Source organism: Baekduia sp. (assembly GCF_035996765.1).
Lineage (GTDB): Bacteria > Actinomycetota > Thermoleophilia > Solirubrobacterales > Solirubrobacteraceae > Baekduia.
Genome location: NZ_DASYJG010000009.1, coordinates 86,723 through 105,710, shown reverse-complemented (window position 1 = coordinate 105,710; position 18,988 = coordinate 86,723). Strand labels below are relative to the sequence as shown.

The window sequence follows — 18,988 nt, the reverse complement described above, 5'->3', positions numbered from 1 at the left end:
GTCGAGAGGACGTCGTGCATGTACACGTGGCTGGCGGCGGCGTGCCCGGCCTCATGGATCGCGACGGCGCGCGTCTCGTCCTCGATGTAGTCGACGCCGATGGCCGTGCCGGACTCGATCGTCGTCATCGCCTCGACGATGTCCTCCCAGCTGAACGCGATCCGCCCGTCGTGGTGGGCGATCGTCAGCGCCATCGAGCAGACCTGCTCGATCATCGCCGGGGAATAGCCGTTGGTCACGCGCGCCAGCTCGTCGCGGCGGCGCTCGGTGTCGAGGTCCTCGTCGTGAGAGACCTTGGTCAGGTACAGGTCGAAGATGTCGAGCCGGTCTCGCTTGCTCGGCGTGCGGAACCAGACGTGGCGGCCCATCCGGCCCGGGCGGATGAGGGCGGGGTCGAGGCGTTCGATCGGCACGTTGGTCGCCCCGATGAAGTAGATCTGCTCGGGCCGTGGCTTGGGCGACCGCAGCCGTAGGCTTCGTCCGAGGAGCGTGCGCGGGACCAGGTAGCTGGCGTCGAGCAGGTTGTTGATGCGGTTGGTCCAGAACTTCGCCCAGAACTTGGGCTCGTCGACACCGTCCATCTGGATCAGCAGCTGGTTGAGCGCCATGCCGCCGCCGCCCATCCCGCCCATGCCGCCGATCCCGCCGATGAAGTTGTTGATGTGGCCGTAGAAGCTCGCGAGGGCCGGCGGCAGCACCTGGACGGTGCCGGGCGCGCGGCTGGCGAAGAGGTGCTCGCGCCACTCGCGGTTCTCGCAGATGAGATCGCCCGAGGCCGAGATCGCGCCCCACGGCCCGTAGTAGCGCGGCTGGTCGAGGTCGGAGAAGAGCGGCTGCATGCCGACCATCGCGTTGCCCAGTGCCTGGCGGCGCAGGCCGACCGCGTCGATCTCGTCGATGAAGATGATGCACTGGCCGCCCCACTTGCGAGCGAGGCGGCGCGCCTTGCGGATCAGGAACATCACCACGATGACGTCCATGCCGATGAACGTCTGGGCAAAGCCCGAGCCCGGCATCGTCACGATCGGCGAGTTGAACGACGTGGCGATGGCCTTGGACAGCATCGTCTTGCCCGTGCCCGGCTGGCCGATGAACAGCAGCCCGCGCTCGGGCTTGCCGCCGGCCTTGCGGAAGTCCTCGCCGCCCTGCCAGAGCTCGATGACGCGGGTGACGTCCTCCTTGGGCTCCTTCTGGCCGCGCACGTCCTCCAGGCGCACGCCCCAGTCGGCGTCGCCGGGCTCGTAGCCCTTCATCTGCTTGAGGCCGAAGAACAGCATCGGCCCCATCAGGATCAGGAAGTTGAACAAGAAGAACAGCGGCAGCTGGATGCCGAGCGTGATGATCGTCGCCAGCGTCCGCGGCTCGGTCAGCGCGTCCCAGATGCCCGAAAGCAGCTCCGGGATCGACTGGCCGGCGATCAGGGCGATGGTCCCCAGGCCACCGAAGATCAACGCGGCGATCCACAGCGCCAGCTTGTACTTGCCGCGCCAGAACCACACCCTGCGACGGGCCGTGGCGTCGTCCATCAGCGCCTCGCGATCGGCCCCGTAGAGGCTCGGCCGCGGGATGAAGCGGTGCGCGACGATGTCGATGAGGCCGCGGAAGGCGCTGACGGCCACGATCGTCAGCAGCAGCGCCCAGAACCACGACCAGCCGTTGGCGCCGATCAGGACGGCCATGAAGGCCGGGCTGGTCAAGATCGCGACGAAGGTCGCTGCGCGTGAGAGACGCCGCCATTCTCCGGCCAGGGCCTCGCGGTTGCTGGCGTTGGCGTTCGCCGGAGCGAGCTTCGCTCCGGTGCTCCCCTCGTGCTCCATCGGCGAAGGGTAGTGGCGTGTGGCCCGAGCGCCTAGATGCGCGGGATGCCCAACACCATGTGCGGTGCCGCGGCGGTGTCGGCCGGAAGGGCCGCGATGATGACTTCTGGCGTGTCGCGGAACTCGAGCTCGCCCTTGCACTTCGGGCAGGCGCCCAACACCCGGAGACCGTCGGCCATGGCCGGGGTGTTCCAGGTGAATTCGCAGGCGGTGCAGCGTACGGCGAAGTCGTCCCTCATTGCGGAGGGCATCGACCGATCGGGCGTCGGGCTCAATCGGCCGTTCGTCCAAGACGTTGGTCGATTGCTCGAGCTTTCGACCGCCGCGGTCGATCCTGAGCGGTTGCAGCGAGTACGGTTGCGCGCTCGATGTCGCGCGCCGTTCTCCTTGCTCTCATTGGGTTGTTGGGCTTTCTGGTCGCCGGCGCGCATCCCGCTGAGGCGCTGACGACGCACAAATGCCCCAAAGCCACCGATTTCCGGTGTGCGACCCTGTCGGTCCCGCTGGATCGCTCCGCAAAGGTGCCCGGGACGGTGCACCTCTCGGTGGCGGTCGAGCGCCCACGCAAGGGCGCCGACGGCTTCCTGCTGGCGCTCTCGGGCGGCCCGGGCCAGCCTTCGGTCGCCTTCGCCGACTCCTTCCGCGCCTCGCTCGCCCCGGCGCTGGCGCACCGGCGCCTCGTCCTGCTCGACCAGCGCGGCACCGGCGACTCCGGCGCGCTGCGCTGCGGGCCGCTGCAAGCGCTGGGGACGCTCGACGTCGTCAACACCCGGATCGTCGAGTCGTGTGCCAACGCGCTGGGCCCGGCGCGCCAGTTCTACGCCACGACCGACTCGGCGCAGGACATCGAGGCGCTGCGCCAGGCGCTCGGCGCGCCGAAACTCGAGCTGATGGGGGTCAGCTACGGCACCTACGTCGCCGTGCAGTACGCGCGCCAGTTTCCGGCCAGCACCGACGGGCTGATCCTCGACTCGGTCGTCGGGCCCGACGGCATCGACGCCTACTTCCTGGACACCCTCCAGCGACTGCCGCGCGTCCTGGCCGAGCAGTGCGCGGGGGCTCGCTGCGCGGCGGCGACCAAGGATCCGGTCGCCGACCTCGGCACGCTGACGCGCAAGCTGGCCCAGGCGCCCTTGCGCGGGACGATCCCGGATCTGCGCGGCGTGCCGCACGAGACGGCGATCCACGACGAGTCCGAACTGCTGTTGATCATCATGTCGGGGGATCTCAACCCCTTCATGCAGGCGGCGCTGCCGGGCGCGATCGCCGCAGCCGGCGCCGGCGATGCGGCGCCGCTGCTGCGGATGCGCCGGCTGGCGCAGGGGCCGGCGGTGCCGGTGCGCGAGCTCAGCGCGACGCTCAACGTCGCCACGACCTGCGCCGACGTGAAGCTCCCCTACACCTTGCTCACGCCCTATCCCGACCGCTGGACGCTGTGGCGCCATGGCGTCGACGGGGTGCCCGACAGCGCCTTCGCGCCGTTCAGCCGCGCGGCGGTCGTGGACACGTCCCTGGCTCACGACTGCCTGCGCTGGCCGCTGGGCGACATGCCCGCAGCTCCGTCGACCGCGCCGCTGCCCGACGTCCCGGCGCTGCTGCTCAGCGGCCGCCTCGACACGCGCACGCCGCTGGAGAACTCGAAAGAGTTGTTGGGGCAGTTGCCCCACGGGCAGCTGCTGACGGTCGCCGGCACGGGCCACGACGTGCTCGACTCCGACATCACCGGCTGCGCGGCGCGGGCGCTGAAGCGCTTCGCCGACGGCCGGGAGATCGGCACGCCGTGCGCGGGCAAGGACAACGCGGTCGGCGTCCTGGCGCGGCCGGCCAAGTCGATTGCCGCCTACCGCCGCGCGCCCGGCGTCGCCGGCGACCGCGGCCGGCTGCTCTTCGCGGCGCTGGACACGATCGTCGACGCGCAGATCTCGGCGCTGCAGACGCTCTATGCCGGCTACACGCGCCTCCAGGGTGGCGGCCTGCGTGGTGGGCGCTTTTCGGCTTCCTCGGACGGTGCCCACCTGCGGCTGCACCGCTATGAGCTGGTGCCCGGCCTGCGCGTCAGCGGGGTGCTGCGCGCGTCAGAGACCGAGGACGCCGGGACCGTGACCGTCGACGGTCCCGGTCGCCTGGACGGCACGCTGCGCATCAGCGCCAAGGGCACCGTGACCGGCCGCCTCGGCGGGCGCGCCGTGCGCTACGCGCCGAGCACCCACGGCGCGACGGCCGCGCGCGGGAGTGGTCGCGTCCCGGCGGCCGTGCGCATCCCGAGTCGGGCGCTCATCCGCCGGCAGCTCGCGCTACACCGCCGCGATCTCGACCCGTAGCCGCTCGATCATCCCGTCGAGCCGGCGCGAGATGTCACGCGCCGGAACACGCAGCGCGTCGGCGACGTCGCCCAGCGGCGTGTCGTCGATGACCATCGCGAGGATCGGCAGGTCCTCGGGGTCGACCCGCTGGCCTGCGGCCTCCAGCAGCTCCCGCGGGACGGGCGGCAGGACACGGTCGCCACGGGCGACGGCACGCAGCGCGTCGAAGAGCTCCGGGGCGGGTGCGCTCTTGTTGAGCAGGCCGTCAGCGCCCGCCAGGATCGCGGGGACCACCATCGCGCTGTCGGCGTAGGCGGAGTACAACAAGACCGCGGGTGCCGGGACGGCGCGCTTGAGCCGGCGGCAGAGCTTCAGCCCATCGGCACCGGGCAAGTGATAGTCCAACAGGACGACGTCGGGCCGGGTGCGCGTCAGCGTGGGCGCGAGATCCTCCTCCGAGGAGGCGGTGCCGAGCGGGATGATGCCGGGCTCGGCGCGTAGCACCGCGGTCAGGCCGGCGCGCATGGCGGGGTGGTCGTCGACGATGAGCAGGCGGATCATGGGGAACCTCCGGGGTGGGGGAGAGCGAGGGCGACGGCCGTGCCGCGCCCTCCGGGTCCGGGACCGATGTGCAGCTGTGCGCCGATCGTCTCGGCGCGGCCGTGCATCGAGCGCAGGCCGTTGCCGCCGGGGCGCGGCACGTCGGGCATGCCGACGCCGTCGTCGGCGATGGTGAGCGTGACGGCGTCGGGGGCGCCGTTGAGCGTCACCGAGATCGCCGAGCAGCCGGCGTGGCGGACGGCGTTGGTGAGCGCTTCGGCGGCGATGCGGTAGGTGTGGGCGGCGACCAGCGGCGGCAGCGTGGGGAGGCGGCCCGTGACGTCGATGCGCGCCACGCCCGTCTGCGACAGCTCGGCCGCACGCTCGCGCAGGAGCACGTCGACCGGCCGGCCGTCGAGTGGCGTGCGCAGCTCGGCGACGCTGGTCTCCATGTCGGAGGTCGCGGCGCGCAGCTCGCCGACGGCGCCGTCGAGCAACTGCCGGTGCGGGCCGTCGGCGACCGCGCCGTCGAGCGCGGTGAGCATCAGGTGCGCGGCGTGGACACGCTGCTTGGCTGAGTCGTGCAGCTCCCAGGCGATGCGCTGGCGCTCGGCCTGCAGGGCCAGACGCTCGGACTGACCGCGCGCGGCGCGCAGCCGCTCGAGCAGCAGGCTCGAGTAGGCGAGGGTGGTCGTGACGATGACCGGGACGAAGAGGTGCGTGGCCAGGGTCTCCAACCTGATGGTGTTGGTCAGCGTGTCGTCGGGCAGCTTCTCGGTGAGCAGCGCGACGGCGCCGTAGGCGGCCGAGAAGCAAAGGCCCCACGCGACCGCGCGGCGCCACGGCGGCGACGTCGCGGGCAGGACGAGCGTCGTCAGCGCGAAGACATAGAACGGGCTGCGCCAGTCGCCGCCGCCAAGCACGAGCGCAAACGCGGCGCACGCGTCCAGCGCCCACACCGCCGGTGCCCACGGCGCGTCCTGGGTCTGGCGCAGGATCAGCAGGCTGAGCGGCGTCCATGCCAGCGTGATCAGCGCCAGCAGCGGGTCGTGGTGGGTGACGCGATGCGCGAGCAGGAGCGCGATCGCCAACGCCGCGCCGAGCAGGCGGGTCATCGTCAGCAGCTCGAACCAGCGGGGCGGGCCGCGCAGGACGGCCGGCGTCCCGCGGTCGCGTTGTCTGCTGGTCACGGGTTGACCCTCCCATGCGGACCTCAAGGGTTCCTGAACGGCGTGACAGAGAAGTGAGAGAGGCGCTTGGTGGGGTGGAGTGCGGGGTGTGGCTGGCTGGGCGGCGCTCCGTGACGATCGCCACCACGCTCGTGTGGCCTGGGGCGTTGGGTGAAAGTGTTGCGCTGCCTCGTGCGTCCAATTGTGTGGGCACCGAACGGGCGTCGCGCGGATGGCGACATCACGGATCGCCGACTCGTCCCGACGCTCTCGCGCTGCCAACGCTCCGACGCGCGACTGGCCATCGATCCATGTCGTTTAGACCCCGATATGCGGGGTCTAAACGACATGGATCTCGAGTGCGTTAGGAACGCCCGCCCGGGCGCCAGCGGACGACGAGTCAACGTCGAGCGCCGCCGATCCCGCTCACTCCCCTCGATGCCGAACAGACCACGCCCATCACCCAGACCAACGCCTGCGCGGAACGCCCACGCAGATGCGCGACCCGAGCGCTCGCAACACACCAGCGCACGCCCCGCGATCAGCGCCCCACGACGTCAGTCTCGGGCGGTCCGCTACCCGCACGTCCCTGACGCCACGAATCCAACCCGCCACGCGAGCACCAGACAGTTGTTGGTGATGTCGGCGTTCGGACAGCATCTGCCAAACATCGCAACGATTCTGCGCAGTCAGGAAAATCCATCCACCCACCCCGATACGCTCCGCCCTCATCCAAACAACAGCACCCCCGCGCCGCGTCAACGGCCGGGGGCATGACCCAAAGGAGCCATAACTCCCATGAGCACCCCGCAGCGTACCCCTGCCCGCGTCAAGCTGACCGTCGACCGCCACACGGCCGACGTCCTACGCGTGCAGGCCAAGAACATCCTGGTCTTCAACCACGAGTACTTCGAGGACTTCCTCGACTACAGCCCCGAAGCCCAGTACGGACTGGCGATGCGCTTCCAGGACGCCATCGACCTCATCACCACAGTCGCCTTCGACCCCAATGCCACCATCGCCAAGGCCGACACCTTCGAGATCGTCCTGACCGACGACCTCGCCAAGCAGCTCGCCCGTCGCCGCCTCGACCTCGGCGCCACCAACCGCGACCGCCTCGACGCCCTCGAAGACGGCGAGCCGATCGCGGCCGACCTGATGGCCGAGATCACCGCCGACCGTCACGCCGCCGCAGCCGTAGACCGCCTCATCGGCGCCTACAGCGCTGCCGCCGCACGCCGACAGCGCTAACCAGCGGGACGGCCGGGCCGCGGCAACACCAGCGTGACCCGGCCGTCCACCGCCCCAGTGCGGGCGCCTCGACCGTGCTCGCCTGACCTCGGCGCGGGCGCGCCGGTGCCTCAGCCGTGCTCGGCCAACCTGGCGCGCAAGCTGCGCCGGCGCTCCTCGAGCTCTCGTTCGAGCTTGGCGATCTCGGCGCGGCGGTGGGCGAGGAGGTCGAGCTGGCGCTCGATGTGGCCGAGCGCCTGGTCCAGGATCTCGCGGCGGCGGTCGCGGTCCGGGTTGCCGTGGTGCCATTCGTCGCGCAGCGCTCCGCGTGCGTCCTCGACCTCGAGCAGCTCCTTGAGCTCGTCGAGGCTGACGCCGAGCAGTGCCTTGAGGCGCAGCGCCTCGCGCAGCCGCTCGACGTCGGCGTCGGCGTAGAGACGATGGCGCCCGGCCTCACGGTCGCCGCCGCCGGTCAGCAGCCCGATCTCCTCGTAGTAGCGGATCGTGCGCGTGGTGGTGCCGACGAGCTTGGCGACCTCGCCGATGCGCAGCTCGCTGACGGTCTCGGTGCTCATGCGGCTGACCGCATGATGTTGGACTCGTTGGCTGTCCGGTCTTGGGTCATCATGCGGCGACCCTCGCCGCCTCGGCGACCGCGTCGGCCTGCGCCTGGGCCTCACGCGTAGGCCGCAGCAGCGAGACGCCGGCGCCGAGGATCGCGGTGCCCGCCAGCACCCACAGGGCGACGTGCATGTTGTGGATGAACGGCGCCAGCGCCGCATCCGACAATCCAGAGCTGACGCCGGAGAAGATCGACAACAACACCTTGGTCGGCACCGCGGCGGTGACGATCGCCAGCACGAACGCGATCGACAGGACCGAGCCGGTGTTCTGCAACATCATCCGCGTGCCGCCGGCGATGCCGCGCCGGTGCACGGGCACCGAGCCCATCATCGCGGCCGTGTTGGGGGAGTTGAACATGCCCGAGCCCAGCCCGTTGATCAGCAGCCACGTGGCCGCCAGCCAATAAGAGGAGCCGGTGCCGAGCGTCGTCATGCCGATCAGGCCGATCGCGCTGACGACCATCCCGATCGCCGCGAGCGCGCGGGCGCCGTGGCGGTCGGCGTAGGCGCCGGCCAGCGGCGAGGAGATCAGCATGCCCAGCGCGAGCGGCGCGAGCTTGACGCCGGCCAGGATCGGGTCGTCGCCCAGCGCGCCCTGGAAGTACAGAACGAAGACGAAGGTCAGCGCGAAGCGCGACAGGCCGGCCAGGAAGGCGGCACCGGTCGCGGCGGCAAAGCCGCGGTCGGCGAAGAGCGTGAGATCGAGCATCGGCGACGGCACGCGGCGCTCGATGACGATGAAGGCGGGCAGCAGGATGACGGCAAGCGCCAGCGCGACGATCGTATGCGCGTCGTTCCAGCTGACGATCCCGCCACGCGAGATGCCGTAGGTCAACCCCGTCAGGCCGACGACGAAGGTGAGCGTGCCCCACCAGTCGAAGCGATGGTCGGCCTCGGGGCGGACGAGCTCGCGCAGAACGGATGCCGCCCACAGCGAGCCGGCGATCCCGAACGGCACGTTGAACCAGAAGACCCAGTGCCAGGAGATCTCGACGAGCGCGCCGCCGAGCACCGGGCCGAGGACGAGGCCGACGCCCGCGACCATCACGTTGGTGCCCATCGCGACGCCGAGCTGCTCGCGCGGGAAGGCGTCGGTGACCAGCGCGCTGGCGTTGGCGAACAGCAGCGCGCCGCCGATGCCCTGCACGACGCGCCAGAGGATCAGATCGGTGCCGCCGGTCGCGAAGCCCGCGCCCAGCGAGGCGAGGGTGAAGACGACGAAGCCGGCGACGAACGCGCGCTTGCGGCCGAAGATGTCGCTCAACCGCCCGAAGGTCAGCACCAGCACCGTCGAGGCGATCATGAACGCGAGGATCACCCAGACGAGCGTGAGCAGCCCGACGCCAAGGGCCTTCTCGAGGTCGGGCAGCGCGATCACGAGCGTGCCGGAGTTGATGGTCGCCAGCAGCATGCCGAGGCTGGTGCAGCTCAGCGCCCACCACTTGTAGTGCTCGTGGTCGGCATCGACACCGAGGCGGCGACGGGGACGTGGGGAGGAGAGGACTTCAGACATCAGGTAGTTCGATGATACCCAAACTTCTACTTCACGTGAACGTCAATTAGATGCCAGGTTGCCGGGTGCGGTTGTCCGCACCCCAGGCAGCGACCAGGGGGAACCCTGATGCGGCGGCCGGCGACGGCGTCCAGGATCAGCATCAGTTCTCCCCACCCCGTCTCCCCGAGGTCTTCCCTTGCTCGCTTCCGCCCGTCCCGCCGTCGCGCTGGACACCCTCCGCTCGCAGTTCACCGGCAACCTGCACGCCCCCGACGACGCCGGGTACGACGACGCCCGCATGGCGTGGAACCTGATGGCCGACCAGCGCCCGGTCTTCGTCGCCGAGCCGCGCACGGCCGACGACATCGCGGCCGTCGTGCGCTTCGCCCGCCAAGAGGGCCTGCGCGTCGCGCCGCAGGGCACCGGCCACAACGCCCAGGCCCGCGCCGGCGTCGACGAGTCGATCCTGCTCAACACGCGCCTGATGCGCGGCGTCGAGATCGACTTCGAGGGCCGCTCCGCTCGCGTCGAGGCCGGTGCGCTGTGTGCCGACCTGACGGCGCCCGCCTCCGAGCTCGGCCTCGCCGCGCTGGCGGGCTCCTCGCCCGACGTCGGCCTCGTCGGCTACACGCTGGGCGGCGGCATCGGCTGGCTCGCTCGCGCCTTCGGCATGTGCTGTAACTCGGTCCTGTCCTTCGACGTCGTCACCGGCGATGGCGAGCAGCTGCACGTCGACGCCGAGCACCACCCGGAGCTGTTCTGGGCGCTGCGTGGCGGCACGGGCAGCCCGGCGGTCATCACGCACATGGAGCTGACGTTGATCGCCGCGCCCGAGCTCTACGCCGGCGCGATGCTGTGGCCGTGGGAGCGGGCGTCCGAGGTCCTCCACGCCTGGCGTGAGTGGACGCTGGACGCGCCCGAGACGGCCACGACAGCGGCGCGGATCCTGCAGGTCCCGCCGTTCCCGGACATTCCGGAGGTCGTGCGCGGCCGTCAGTTCGTCGTCATCGATGGCGCGGTGATCGGCTCCGATGCCTACGCCAACGAGGTGCTCGCGCCGCTGCGCGCGCTGGGCCCGGAGATCGACATGTTCGCCGCCGCGCCACCCGTCGCGCTCAGCCACCTTCACATGGATCCCGAGCACCCGGTCCCGGGAATCGGCGACCACGCGCTGCTCAGCGACGTGACCGCCGAGACGATCGACACCATGATCGAGCTGGCTGGGCACAAGTCGGGGTCACCACTGCTGGCGGTCGAGCTCCGTCAGCTCGGCGGCGCGCTGGGCCGTATCGCGCCGGGCGCGGGCGCCCGCTCGCGGATCGACGCGCCATACGTCTTCTTCGCCGTCGGCGTGCCGGCGACGCCGGAGCTGGCCGCGGCGATCCCGGGAGCGCTGAAGCAGCTCAAGGGCGCGCTCACGCCGTGGGTGGCGCCAGGCGCCTACCTCAACTTCGCCGAGTCACCCACCGACGTGAGCACCACGTTCGAGGACGAGACCTTCCGCGAGCTGCAGGCCGTCAAGGCCACCTACGACCCGCACAACATCATCCACGCCAACCACGAGGTCCAGCCGGCGGCCTAGCGGTCAGGGCCTCGGCGCACCGCCACGAGGGTGGCGGTGCGCCGCACGCGTTTCGACGCCGTTACCGCGCGAGCCGTTCGAGCGCGGCCTTGTTCTCCTCGAGCGCCTTGCGGCGCCGAGCCTGAAACTCCTTGTCGGCGCGGCGCGCCGCGATGCGATCTTCGATCGCGGAACGGACTTGATCGGCGACGGTGGTCCCGTCGACGCGAGCCACAGCGTCGAGCTCCGCGGCGATGTCGTCGCTGAGTCGCAACGTCATGGACTTCATCTGTGACACCCCTCCTGGCAGGTTGCGGCCAATGCAGAAACGCACCGTACCAGCCACCTCGGTATCACGCAACCTCGATACCGAATTCCGAGGCTTATGCGGAGGATCCAGGTCGAGGATCTCCTGCTGATCGCCGAGGATGTGCTTGGCGTTTCGGCGGAGGTGCTCGCACGAACGACCGATCTCGGCCTTGCCGACTCGGCCCTCCAGGCACCCTTCGCGAGCTTCGGCGGTCGTGACTTCTACGATGGCTTCGCCGTCCGCGCGGCGATCCTTGCTTCGCGCATCGTCCGCAACCACCCGCTGCTCGATGGCAACAAGCGGCTCGCGCTCCTGGCGATGATCGAGTTCCTGCGACGCAACGGTCAGGAATGGCCGTCGGATCTTGATCAGGATGAGGTCGCCGAGACCTTCGAGCGGCTGGCAGCGCGCGAGCTCTCCGAGCAGGACTTCGCTGTGTGGGTCGGAGAGAAGCTTGGCGGTCGCTGACCGGTCAGGCGACCAACCGCGTGTACAACCGATCCAGCACCGCCTGTGGGTCTCCGCACAGGCCGGTGTGGATCGGGGATGGCTGGACGCTCGTCGACGATGCCGCCGTGAGCCAGCCGAAGCGCTCGGATTGCGGCATCGTCGCGATCGTGCCGCCGTCGGGGTCGCCTGCGGCGACGCGGACCATGCCGTCGAGGTGGCGGCGCATGGCGTCGACGTCGAGGTCGGGGGAGAGCGCCCGCAACCGAGCCTCGTCGACCAAGACCCGCGCCGCCAGGAACTGGCGCCGGCGGCAGTAGACGACGACGCCGACGTTCAGCGCCTCGCCACGTTCGACGCTGGGCACGACGCGCCAGATGGCGTACTGGAAGGCGTCGTCAGGCGAGGGCACGGCGTGCCTCCTCGGCCTCGACCGCAAACGCGCGCGGAGCGGTGAGGCGCTTGGCGAAGTAGTCCACGTAGATCTCGCGCGCGAGCGCCGCGTCGTCTCCGAGCCAGTCGTCGGGAACGGCACTGACGATGCGCTCCAAGACCGCGCGGTCGAGCCGCGGTGCCAAACGCTCGTCGGCCTCGGCGATCGAGCCGGCGAACGGCAGCAGGACATGGTCGGCGATCAGCGGGAACGTGGCCGTGGCGGCGCCCTGCGGCCACGTCGCGGCGTGGTGGCGATAGAGCGCGGCGCCGTGGTCGATCAGCCACAGCTGCTCGTGCCAGATCAACATGTTGGGGTTGCGCGGCGTGCGGTCGACGTTGGCGCTCAGCGCGTCCAACCACACGATGTCGGCGGCCAGCTCCGCGGTTACACCGACCGGCGCGGCGGGGGAGAAGGGCAGCGCGCCGGGCAGGAAGTCCAGCGCCGCGTTGCTGCCGCCGCTGGCCTGCACGAGCTCCTGGATCTCGGGGTCCGGCTCGGCCGCCGCCAGCAGCGGATCGACCTCGACGAGCACGATCTCCGGTACGCGCAGCCCGAGCGCGCGGGCGACCTCGCCGACGACCACCTCGGCGATCAGCGCCTTCAGGCCCTGGCCCGCGCCGCGGAACTTGACCACGTACAACCCGTCGTCGTCGGCCTCGACGAGGCCCGGCATCGAGCCGCCCTCGCGCAGCGGCGTGACGTAGCGCGTGGCGCGCACGGAGCGCAGCGGGGTCAGTGCGGTGGTCGGGTCGCCCATCGAAGGCGGGACGGTAACGGTCGGGCGCGGGGAGCGGGGAGCGCGGCTGCGTGTCGAGCAACGGGTCATATGGACCCTTTGCTCGACACGGACGCCCGCTACGGTCCTGCGCACCCGTGTGGTTCGAGGCCGACAACATGGTCCTGACGGTGGCCCAGGCCGCGTGCGTCGCGCTGCCCGCCGCCGGCGTCCCGCGCGCGCTGCAGCGCTTCCGCGGCGGCGCCTGGGCGCTGGTCCTGCCGCTCTGCATCGTCGTCGTGATCGTGGCGATCAACGAGGTTCCGCAGAGCGCCGACGTCCTGACGTGGGTCGCGCTGCTGCTGGTCCCGCCCGGCTGTGCGCTCGCCCTCGGCTGGGCGATGCGCGGCGCGCGCTGGTGGCTGGCGCCGCTGGCGGTGCCGCTGCTCGCGCTCGCCTGGGCCGACCGGGAGACGCGGATCGGTGAGCTTGCGACCATCGTGCTGATCGTCGGCTCGTGCGTCACGCTCGGTCGTCTGCTCGCCGGGGCCGCGCCGCTGATCCTGCTCAAGCTCGGGTTGATCGCGATGGCGATCTCTGACGCGATCCTCGTCTTCGGCAACACGCTCCAAGCGCCCAACGCGGTGCTCGTCGCCGCACAGCCTGGCGCCGGGCTGCCGCAGCTGCAGTCGGCGAGCTTCCACTACGCGAGCCTGGGCTACGGCGACTTCTTTGCCGCTGCGGTGCTCGGCGGGATCCTCGCGGCGCAGAAGCGTCCGCAGCTCGTGCCGATGCTCGCGCTCGTCGTTGTCTCGCTCGCGTGGGACCAGCTCTTCCTCGTCGTTGACGTGCTGCCGGCCACGGTCCCGCCGGCGATCGTGCTGGTCGGCGTCGAGCTTTGGGCACAGCTTCAGAAGCGCAGGGGTCTAGAGCAGTGCGCAGATGCGCGCGGCTGACAGCTCACCCTTGGGGATGAAGCCGTTGGCGCCGCTGCGGCCGACGAGCGGCCCGAACTCACGCGGGTCGCGGCTGGAGGTCAGCACGACCTTCGGCGCCGCGTGGTCGATGCAGATGCGCGAGGCGACGTCGAAGCCGTCGAGGTCGGGCAGGTTGATGTCCAACAGGACGACGTCGGGAGAGAGCGCGGTCGTGGCGGCAAGACCGCTGACGCCGTCCTCGGCTTCACCCACGACGTCGAAGCCCTCATGCTCGAGGAGGAGGCGTGCGGCCGAGCGGAAGCTCGGGTGGTCGTCGACGATGAGGAGCTTCATGGGCACACCTCAAGCGTGCCCATCCGCGGAGCTTTGCAACGTGGGGTTAACACCACACGTCCGCGTGGATGTCCGATCAGCTTTTGGAGAGCTACCGCGCCTGCGCGGCCGATGGCAGCACCAGCGCCAACTGGCTGCGACATTGCGCGAGCGGGCGTAACGGATGGGGGACCGGCGCAGACGCACGGTCGTGCGCGCTTTGATCCGAGAGACGACATGGTGATCCTGATCCTCCTCAGCGCGCTGATCGGCGCCGGCACGGCGCTCAGCCCGTGCGCGCTCCCGGTCCTGCCCGCGCTGCTGTCGGCGGGTGCGGCGGGCGGCCGGCGCCGGCCGCTGGCGATCGTCCTCGGTCTGTCGCTGACGTTCTTGGTGTCGATCATCGGCGGCGGCGTGCTGCTGCGCCACCTCGGCCTCGACGGCACGACGTTGCGCAACCTCGGAATCGTGGTGCTCGTGGTCGCCGGCGTCGCGGCGATCGTCCCGAGCATCGCCGAGCGCCTGGAGCGCCCGTTGGCGGCGCTGAGCCGTCTTGGCCCGCGGCGCGCGGGCGACGGCTTCTGGTCGGGCCTGGTCGTCGGCGGCGCGCTCGGGTTCGTCTATGCGCCGTGCGCCGGGCCGGTGCTGGCGGCCGTGGTGTCGGTCTCGGCGGTGACGGGGCGGACGGTAGCCGTCGCCTTGGCCTACGTCGCCGGCTCGGCGCTGGTGCTCGGCGCGATCGCGCTCGGCGGCCGGCGGGTGCTCGAGCCGCTGCGCCGCGCCGGCGCCCTCCGCGTCCAGCGCGCGCTGGGCGCGGTGATGCTGCTGACCGCGCTCGCGTTCATCGTCGGCCTCGACACCCAGTTCGAGACCGCGCTGGCGCGCCACACGTCCTCGGCCACGCTGACCGGTGGCCTGGAGTCCTCGACGGCAGTCCAGGATCGCCTGCGCGACCTCCGTGGCGCACCGAAGTTCGACTCCGCGAGCAAGAGCGCCAAGGCGCAGGTCGAGACCGGGCCGAAGTCCTCGCTACCCGATCTCGGGACCGCCCCGGACTTCACCGGAACACAGCGCTGGTTCAACTCACAGCCCTTGTCGCTGAAGGCGTTGCGTGGCCGCGTCGTGCTGATCGACTTCTGGACCTACACCTGTATCAACTGTTTACGCACGCTTCCCTACCTCGAGGCGTGGGACAAGCGCTACCGCTCGGCGGGGCTGACGATCGTCGGCGTCCACGCGCCGGAGTTCGGCTTCGAGCACGACGCTGGCAACGTGCAGCGCGCGATCGCGAGCAACCACATCAAGTACCCGGTCGTCCAAGATAATGACCTTGCGACCTGGAACGCCTACGGCAACCAGTACTGGCCGGCCGAGTACCTCATCGACGCCGACGGTCAGGTGCGCGAGACGCACTTCGGCGAGGGCGACTATGGCAAGTCGGAGTCGGCGATCCGCGCACTGTTGGCCGAGCGCGGCGCCAAGATCAGCGCGGCCCGCTCGCACCCGACGGGCATCACGCCGGTCGGCCTGCAGGCCACGCCGGAGACCTACGTCGGTGCGGCCCGCGCACAGGGCTTCGTCGGGACCGCGCCACAGTCCGGAACCAAGACCTACAAGCTGCCGAGCAGCGCCCCGCCGGTCAACGGCTTCGCGCTCGGCGGCACGTGGAAGATCGGCGACGAGCCGGCGACCGCGCAGGCCGGCGCGACGCTCGAGGCGACCGTCCAGGCACGCTTCGTCTACCTCGTGTTGAGCCCGCCGTCGGCCTCACGGCCGGGCGCGGTCGACGTCAGCGTCGACGGTGAGCCGCCCCGCCGCATCACGGTCGCCACGCAGCGGCTGTACACGCTCGCCTCGTTCCCGGCCAGCGGCCGACACGGGCTCAAGCTCACGTTCTCACCAGGCACCTCGGCGTATGCCTTCACCTTCGGGTAATCCAACTCTCAGGCTCCCTTAAGGCGCGTAGGCGATGCTGCCGCGATGAAGGTCAAGCGCTATGTCCTGGTGTCCGCCGCCGTCCTTGCCGCCGGAGCCGGCGGAGGAGCGGCCATCGCGGCATCGGGAGGTGACGATGACCGCCAGAAGGCTGAACAGTCGATCCTCACCGATGCGGCCAAGCGGCTGAACGTCACACCGGACGCGCTGCGTTCAGCGCTCGGCGCGGCCGAGGACAGCCAGCTCGACCAAGCCGTCACGGACGGCAAGCTCACCCAAGCGCAAGCCGACGCGATCAAGGCGCGCAGGGCGAAGGACGGAAGCGTGCTCGGCGGTCCAGGTGTCGGCGGCCCGCACGGGGGTCCTGGCGGTCACGGTCCCGGCGGCCCCGGGCGAGGCTTCGGCGGGCCCGGCCTCATGTTCAAGATGGGCCCCGGCGGCGCCCTGGACGCGGCAGCCACCGCTCTCGGACTCCAGCGTGACGACCTGGTCACCAAGCTCCGCGACGGCAAGTCGATCGCCGACGTCGCCAAGGACCAGGGCAAGAGCCTCGACGACGTCAAGAAGGCCATCACCGACGGCGTCACCAAAGAGCTCGATCAGGCCGTGACCGACAAGAAGCTGACCAGCGACCAGCGCGACAAGATCCTCAAAGAGCTCAGCGACCACCTCGACGATCTCGTCAACCGGACGCCGCCCGCGGGCGGTCCGCGTTTCGACAAGCAGGGCCAGGCGGCCGGCGTGCCGCGCCATCACCGCTAGTGTCCTGGGGGCCGGACCGTGCGATGACGGCGAAACAGGGCCAGGACACTCGGCCTCGCAGTCCACCATCACACTTCGCAGGAGGCTCCCGGACGTTTCCCAGGAACCTCTGAGGAAGTGCGTCGACACTGAAGAGCGTGATGACCACCGCCACGCCAGAGAGCCACCGCGTCCTCGTCGTCGATGACGAGCCCAACATCGCCGACGTCATCTCGATGGCGCTGCGCTTCCAGGGCTTCACCGTCGAGTCCGCCGGAGATGGCCGCACTGCGCTGGAGGCGGTGGCGTCGTTCAAGCCCGACCTCCTCGTCCTCGACGTGATGCTCCCCGACATGGAGGGCTTCGAGATCGCGCGCCGCCTCAACGCCGATCGCGTTCAGGTGCCGATCATCTTCCTGACGGCCCGCGATGCGACCGAGGACAAGGTCCGCGGCCTCACGATGGGCGGCGACGACTACGTCACCAAGCCGTTCAGCCTGGAGGAGCTCGTCGCGCGCATCCGCACGATCCTGCGCCGCGCCGGCCTCTCGCAGCCCGAGACCAGCCGGCTCAGTTTCGAGGACCTCGAGCTCGACGAGGACACGCGCGAGGTCACCCGCAACGGCGAGCTGATCGAGCTGACCGCGACCGAGTACCGGCTGCTGCGCTACCTGATGCTCAACCCGCGCCGCGTCCTGACGCGCGCGCAGATCCTCGACCAGGTCTGGGACTACGACTTCGGCGGCGACGCCCGCGTGCTCGAGACCTACATCTCGTACTTGCGCAAGAAGATCGACCGGCACGGGTCGCCGCTGATCCACACGGCGCGCGGCGTCGGCTACGCGCTGCGGGCGCCGAGGGTGTAGCGGCGGGATCGTGTCGCTTAGGATCCGTCTCGTCGCAGGGCTCCTCGTCCTGGCCGCGGTCGGCCTCGTGTTGCTTGCCGGCGTCACCTACGTCGAGCAGCGCCACTTCCTCTATGACCGCGTCGACCAGCAGGCCAAGGCGGCGACCGGGCGCGTGCCGCTGGGCGCCGAGCCGCCACGTGGGCCGGGCTTCGGCGGCGCCGGCTCGGGATACGGCCCACCTGCCGGCCGTGGCGGTCCCGACGGTGATGACCACGGGGCTGCCGGGCCCGCCGGCGGGACCTGGACCTTCGAGCAGAACGCGGCCGGGACGACCTCGAACGAGGCCTGCCTCTCCACCTGCTACTCGACCACCGCGCCGGCGCTGCCCAAGAAGCTCGCGGCCGGCACCATCACGACGATCAAGGCCTCCAACACGGGTACGCGCTACCGCGTCGCGACCTCGCCTCGCACGAGCGACGGCACCATCCGCGGCGCGGCGGTCCCGCTGGCCGACGCCGACGCGACGCTGCACCGGCTCCTGCGCATCGAGGCGCTGGTCATCGCCGGCATCCTGCTCGCGCTCGGCGCGCTGGCATGGTGGCTGGTGCGGATCGGGCTGCGTCCGCTGGAGCGCATCGGCGTCACCGCGGGCTCGATCGCCGCCGGCGACCTCTCGCGCCGCGTCGACCCGGCGGAGCCGCGCACCGAGGTCGGCCGGCTCGGCCTCGCGCTCAACCGGATGCTCGAGCGGCTTGAGGAGGCGTTTGCCAAGCAGCGCGCCTCCGAGGATCGCCTGCGCACCTTCATCGCCGACGCGTCGCACGAGCTGCGCACGCCGCTGGCCTCGATCCGCGGCTACGCGGAGCTCTTTCGGATCGGCGCGGCACGCGACCCCGCCGACACCGAGAAGGCGATGCGCCGGATCGAGTCAGAAGCCGCGCGGATGGGCGTGCTGGTCGAGGATCTGCTGACGCTCGCCCGCCTGGACGAAGTGCGGGATCTGATCCGTGAGGACGTCGACCTCGCGCGGCTGGCCGGCGACGCCGTCGACGACGCGCGCGCCACCGCGCCCGACCGCGCGATCGACCTGCGCTCCAGCGGCCAGGTCACGATTCCGGGTGATCCGCATCAGCTCCGTCAGGTCTTCGCCAACCTGCTGCGCAACGCGCTCGTCCACACACCGCCCGGAACACCGATCGAGGTCGATGTCCGCGACGACGGCACCAGCAGTGTGCTGGAGGTCCGCGACCACGGGCCGGGTCTGCCGATCGATGAGAACGGTGAGCTCTTCGAGCGCTTTTGGCGCGCCGAATCCGGCCGCGAGCGCGGCAAGGCCGGCTCCGGCTTGGGCCTCGCGATCGTCGCCGGCATCGTTGCGGCCCACCGTGGCGAGGTGCAGGCCGAGAACGCCCTGGGCGGCGGGGCGCGCTTCACCGTCCGACTGCCCACCGGCCCGGCGGCCGCGTCGCGCCCGACGCCCACCGACACCGCCACGCCCGCGGCAACCTGACCCGCCCAACCACCAAGGGCCATCGAGGGACGACTTATGGTCGCTCTAGACCCACAAA

At 70.8% G+C, this 18,988-nt stretch carries 19 protein-coding genes; 9 read left to right on the top strand and 10 right to left on the bottom strand.

Translation table 11 applies throughout. The annotated features are described in order from the left end of the window. Positions 1-1,817: AAA family ATPase (locus tag VGO10_RS01950; RefSeq protein WP_327464593.1), on the bottom strand; the 1,817-nt coding region annotated here is incomplete at its 3' end. 32 nt (positions 1,818-1,849) lie between these two features. Further along, positions 1,850-1,996, bottom strand: coding sequence for a hypothetical protein (locus VGO10_RS01945; RefSeq protein ID WP_327464591.1), 147 nt, complete (start codon positions 1,994-1,996; stop codon positions 1,850-1,852). Positions 1,997-2,185: 189 nt separating this feature from the next. Here VGO10_RS01945 and VGO10_RS01940 point away from each other — a divergent pair, with 189 nt between their 5' ends. Beyond that, complete coding sequence (locus tag VGO10_RS01940; RefSeq protein WP_327464589.1) at positions 2,186-4,138, top strand: alpha/beta fold hydrolase; 1,953 nt, start codon at positions 2,186-2,188, stop codon at positions 4,136-4,138. On the opposite strand, the gene VGO10_RS01935 is transcribed toward VGO10_RS01940, so the two are convergent. Continuing rightward, complete coding sequence (locus VGO10_RS01935; RefSeq protein WP_327464587.1) at positions 4,112-4,681, bottom strand: response regulator transcription factor; 570 nt, start codon at positions 4,679-4,681, stop codon at positions 4,112-4,114. The two genes, VGO10_RS01940 and VGO10_RS01935, sit on opposite strands and share 27 nt — an antisense overlap. Beyond that, the gene (locus tag VGO10_RS01930) at positions 4,678-5,850 is read right to left on the bottom strand and encodes a sensor histidine kinase (protein WP_327464585.1); all 1,173 of its coding nucleotides are present in this window, start codon (positions 5,848-5,850) and stop codon (positions 4,678-4,680) included. The genes VGO10_RS01935 and VGO10_RS01930 overlap by 4 nt, the downstream gene beginning before the upstream one ends. Before the next feature lie 777 nt (positions 5,851-6,627). Here VGO10_RS01930 and VGO10_RS01925 point away from each other — a divergent pair. After that, a complete protein-coding gene (locus VGO10_RS01925; protein WP_327464583.1) occupies positions 6,628-7,080 on the top strand; it encodes a hypothetical protein in 453 nt (150 codons plus the stop codon). Between the two features lie 110 nt (positions 7,081-7,190). Here VGO10_RS01925 and VGO10_RS01920 read toward each other — a convergent pair whose 3' ends face one another. Beyond that, the gene (locus tag VGO10_RS01920; protein WP_327464581.1) at positions 7,191-7,634 is read right to left on the bottom strand and encodes a MerR family transcriptional regulator; all 444 of its coding nucleotides are present in this window, start codon (positions 7,632-7,634) and stop codon (positions 7,191-7,193) included. A gap of 49 nt (positions 7,635-7,683) precedes the next feature. Continuing rightward, complete coding sequence (locus VGO10_RS01915) at positions 7,684-9,195, bottom strand: MFS transporter (RefSeq protein ID WP_327464579.1); 1,512 nt, start codon at positions 9,193-9,195, stop codon at positions 7,684-7,686. Positions 9,196-9,373: 178 nt separating this feature from the next. Between VGO10_RS01915 and VGO10_RS01910 the strand changes: the two genes are divergently transcribed. Further along, positions 9,374-10,759: an FAD-binding oxidoreductase gene (locus tag VGO10_RS01910; protein ID WP_327464577.1), complete on the top strand. Its 1,386-nt coding sequence runs from the start codon at positions 9,374-9,376 to the stop codon at positions 10,757-10,759. A 61-nt stretch (positions 10,760-10,820) separates the two neighbouring features. Here the strand turns inward: VGO10_RS01910 and VGO10_RS01905 are convergent, their stop codons facing one another. Next, on the bottom strand, positions 10,821-11,099 hold the full coding sequence (locus tag VGO10_RS01905) for a hypothetical protein (protein ID WP_327464575.1): 279 nt from the start codon (positions 11,097-11,099) through the stop codon (positions 10,821-10,823). Between the two features lie 24 nt (positions 11,100-11,123). Between VGO10_RS01905 and VGO10_RS01900 the strand changes: the two genes are divergently transcribed. Beyond that, positions 11,124-11,516, top strand: a complete 393-nt coding sequence (locus VGO10_RS01900; RefSeq protein ID WP_327464573.1) for a type II toxin-antitoxin system death-on-curing family toxin — start codon at positions 11,124-11,126, stop codon at positions 11,514-11,516. A 4-nt stretch (positions 11,517-11,520) separates the two neighbouring features. Here the strand turns inward: VGO10_RS01900 and VGO10_RS01895 are convergent, their stop codons facing one another. Together VGO10_RS01895 and VGO10_RS01890 are read right to left on the bottom strand one after the other, a co-directional pair. Then, positions 11,521-11,907: a DUF3037 domain-containing protein gene (locus VGO10_RS01895; RefSeq protein WP_327464571.1), complete on the bottom strand. Its 387-nt coding sequence runs from the start codon at positions 11,905-11,907 to the stop codon at positions 11,521-11,523. Further along, entirely contained in the window at positions 11,894-12,688 is a 795-nt protein-coding gene (locus VGO10_RS01890) for a HipA family kinase (protein WP_327464569.1), read from the bottom strand. The genes VGO10_RS01895 and VGO10_RS01890 overlap by 14 nt, the downstream gene beginning before the upstream one ends. 116 nt (positions 12,689-12,804) lie before the next feature. Between VGO10_RS01890 and VGO10_RS01885 the strand changes: the two genes are divergently transcribed. Then, positions 12,805-13,602 carry a hypothetical protein gene (locus VGO10_RS01885; RefSeq protein WP_327464567.1) on the top strand — a complete coding sequence of 266 codons (798 nt, stop codon included), beginning with the start codon at positions 12,805-12,807 and terminating at the stop codon, positions 13,600-13,602. On the opposite strand, the gene VGO10_RS01880 is transcribed toward VGO10_RS01885, so the two are convergent. Then, positions 13,573-13,917, bottom strand: coding sequence for a response regulator transcription factor (locus VGO10_RS01880; RefSeq protein ID WP_327464565.1), 345 nt, complete (start codon positions 13,915-13,917; stop codon positions 13,573-13,575). The two genes, VGO10_RS01885 and VGO10_RS01880, sit on opposite strands and share 30 nt — an antisense overlap. Positions 13,918-14,133: 216 nt before the next feature. On the opposite strand from VGO10_RS01880, the gene VGO10_RS01875 reads away from it, so the two are divergent. From VGO10_RS01875 to VGO10_RS01860, 4 genes are all read left to right on the top strand, one after another. Further along, a complete protein-coding gene (locus VGO10_RS01875) occupies positions 14,134-15,831 on the top strand; it encodes a cytochrome c biogenesis protein DipZ (protein WP_327464563.1) in 1,698 nt (565 codons plus the stop codon). Positions 15,832-15,876: 45 nt separating this feature from the next. Continuing rightward, a complete protein-coding gene (locus VGO10_RS01870) occupies positions 15,877-16,593 on the top strand; it encodes a hypothetical protein (RefSeq protein ID WP_327464561.1) in 717 nt (238 codons plus the stop codon). Positions 16,594-16,733: 140 nt separating this feature from the next. Then, positions 16,734-17,438 (top strand): response regulator transcription factor, encoded by a 705-nt coding sequence (locus VGO10_RS01865; RefSeq protein WP_327464559.1) that lies wholly within the window; start codon positions 16,734-16,736, stop codon positions 17,436-17,438. Positions 17,439-17,448: 10 nt separating this feature from the next. After that, a complete protein-coding gene (locus tag VGO10_RS01860; protein ID WP_327464557.1) occupies positions 17,449-18,930 on the top strand; it encodes a HAMP domain-containing sensor histidine kinase in 1,482 nt (493 codons plus the stop codon). The last annotated feature ends 58 nt before the right edge of the window (positions 18,931-18,988 follow it).

Coding starts and splice junctions, on each gene's coding strand:
- VGO10_RS01945 (WP_327464591.1), bottom strand. CDS start 1,996: ATGGCCGACGGTCTCCGGGTGTTGGGCGCCTGCCCGAAGTGCAAGGGC.
- VGO10_RS01940 (WP_327464589.1), top strand. CDS start 2,186: ATGTCGCGCGCCGTTCTCCTTGCTCTCATTGGGTTGTTGGGCTTTCTG.
- VGO10_RS01935 (WP_327464587.1), bottom strand. CDS start 4,681: ATGATCCGCCTGCTCATCGTCGACGACCACCCCGCCATGCGCGCCGGC.
- VGO10_RS01925 (WP_327464583.1), top strand. CDS start 6,628: ATGAGCACCCCGCAGCGTACCCCTGCCCGCGTCAAGCTGACCGTCGAC.
- VGO10_RS01920 (WP_327464581.1), bottom strand. CDS start 7,634: ATGAGCACCGAGACCGTCAGCGAGCTGCGCATCGGCGAGGTCGCCAAG.
- VGO10_RS01915 (WP_327464579.1), bottom strand. CDS start 9,195: ATGTCTGAAGTCCTCTCCTCCCCACGTCCCCGTCGCCGCCTCGGTGTC.
- VGO10_RS01900 (WP_327464573.1), top strand. CDS start 11,124: ATGCGGAGGATCCAGGTCGAGGATCTCCTGCTGATCGCCGAGGATGTG.
- VGO10_RS01890 (WP_327464569.1), bottom strand. CDS start 12,688: ATGGGCGACCCGACCACCGCACTGACCCCGCTGCGCTCCGTGCGCGCC.
- VGO10_RS01880 (WP_327464565.1), bottom strand. CDS start 13,917: ATGAAGCTCCTCATCGTCGACGACCACCCGAGCTTCCGCTCGGCCGCA.
- VGO10_RS01875 (WP_327464563.1), top strand. CDS start 14,134: ATGGTGATCCTGATCCTCCTCAGCGCGCTGATCGGCGCCGGCACGGCG.
- VGO10_RS01870 (WP_327464561.1), top strand. CDS start 15,877: ATGAAGGTCAAGCGCTATGTCCTGGTGTCCGCCGCCGTCCTTGCCGCC.
- VGO10_RS01865 (WP_327464559.1), top strand. CDS start 16,734: ATGACCACCGCCACGCCAGAGAGCCACCGCGTCCTCGTCGTCGATGAC.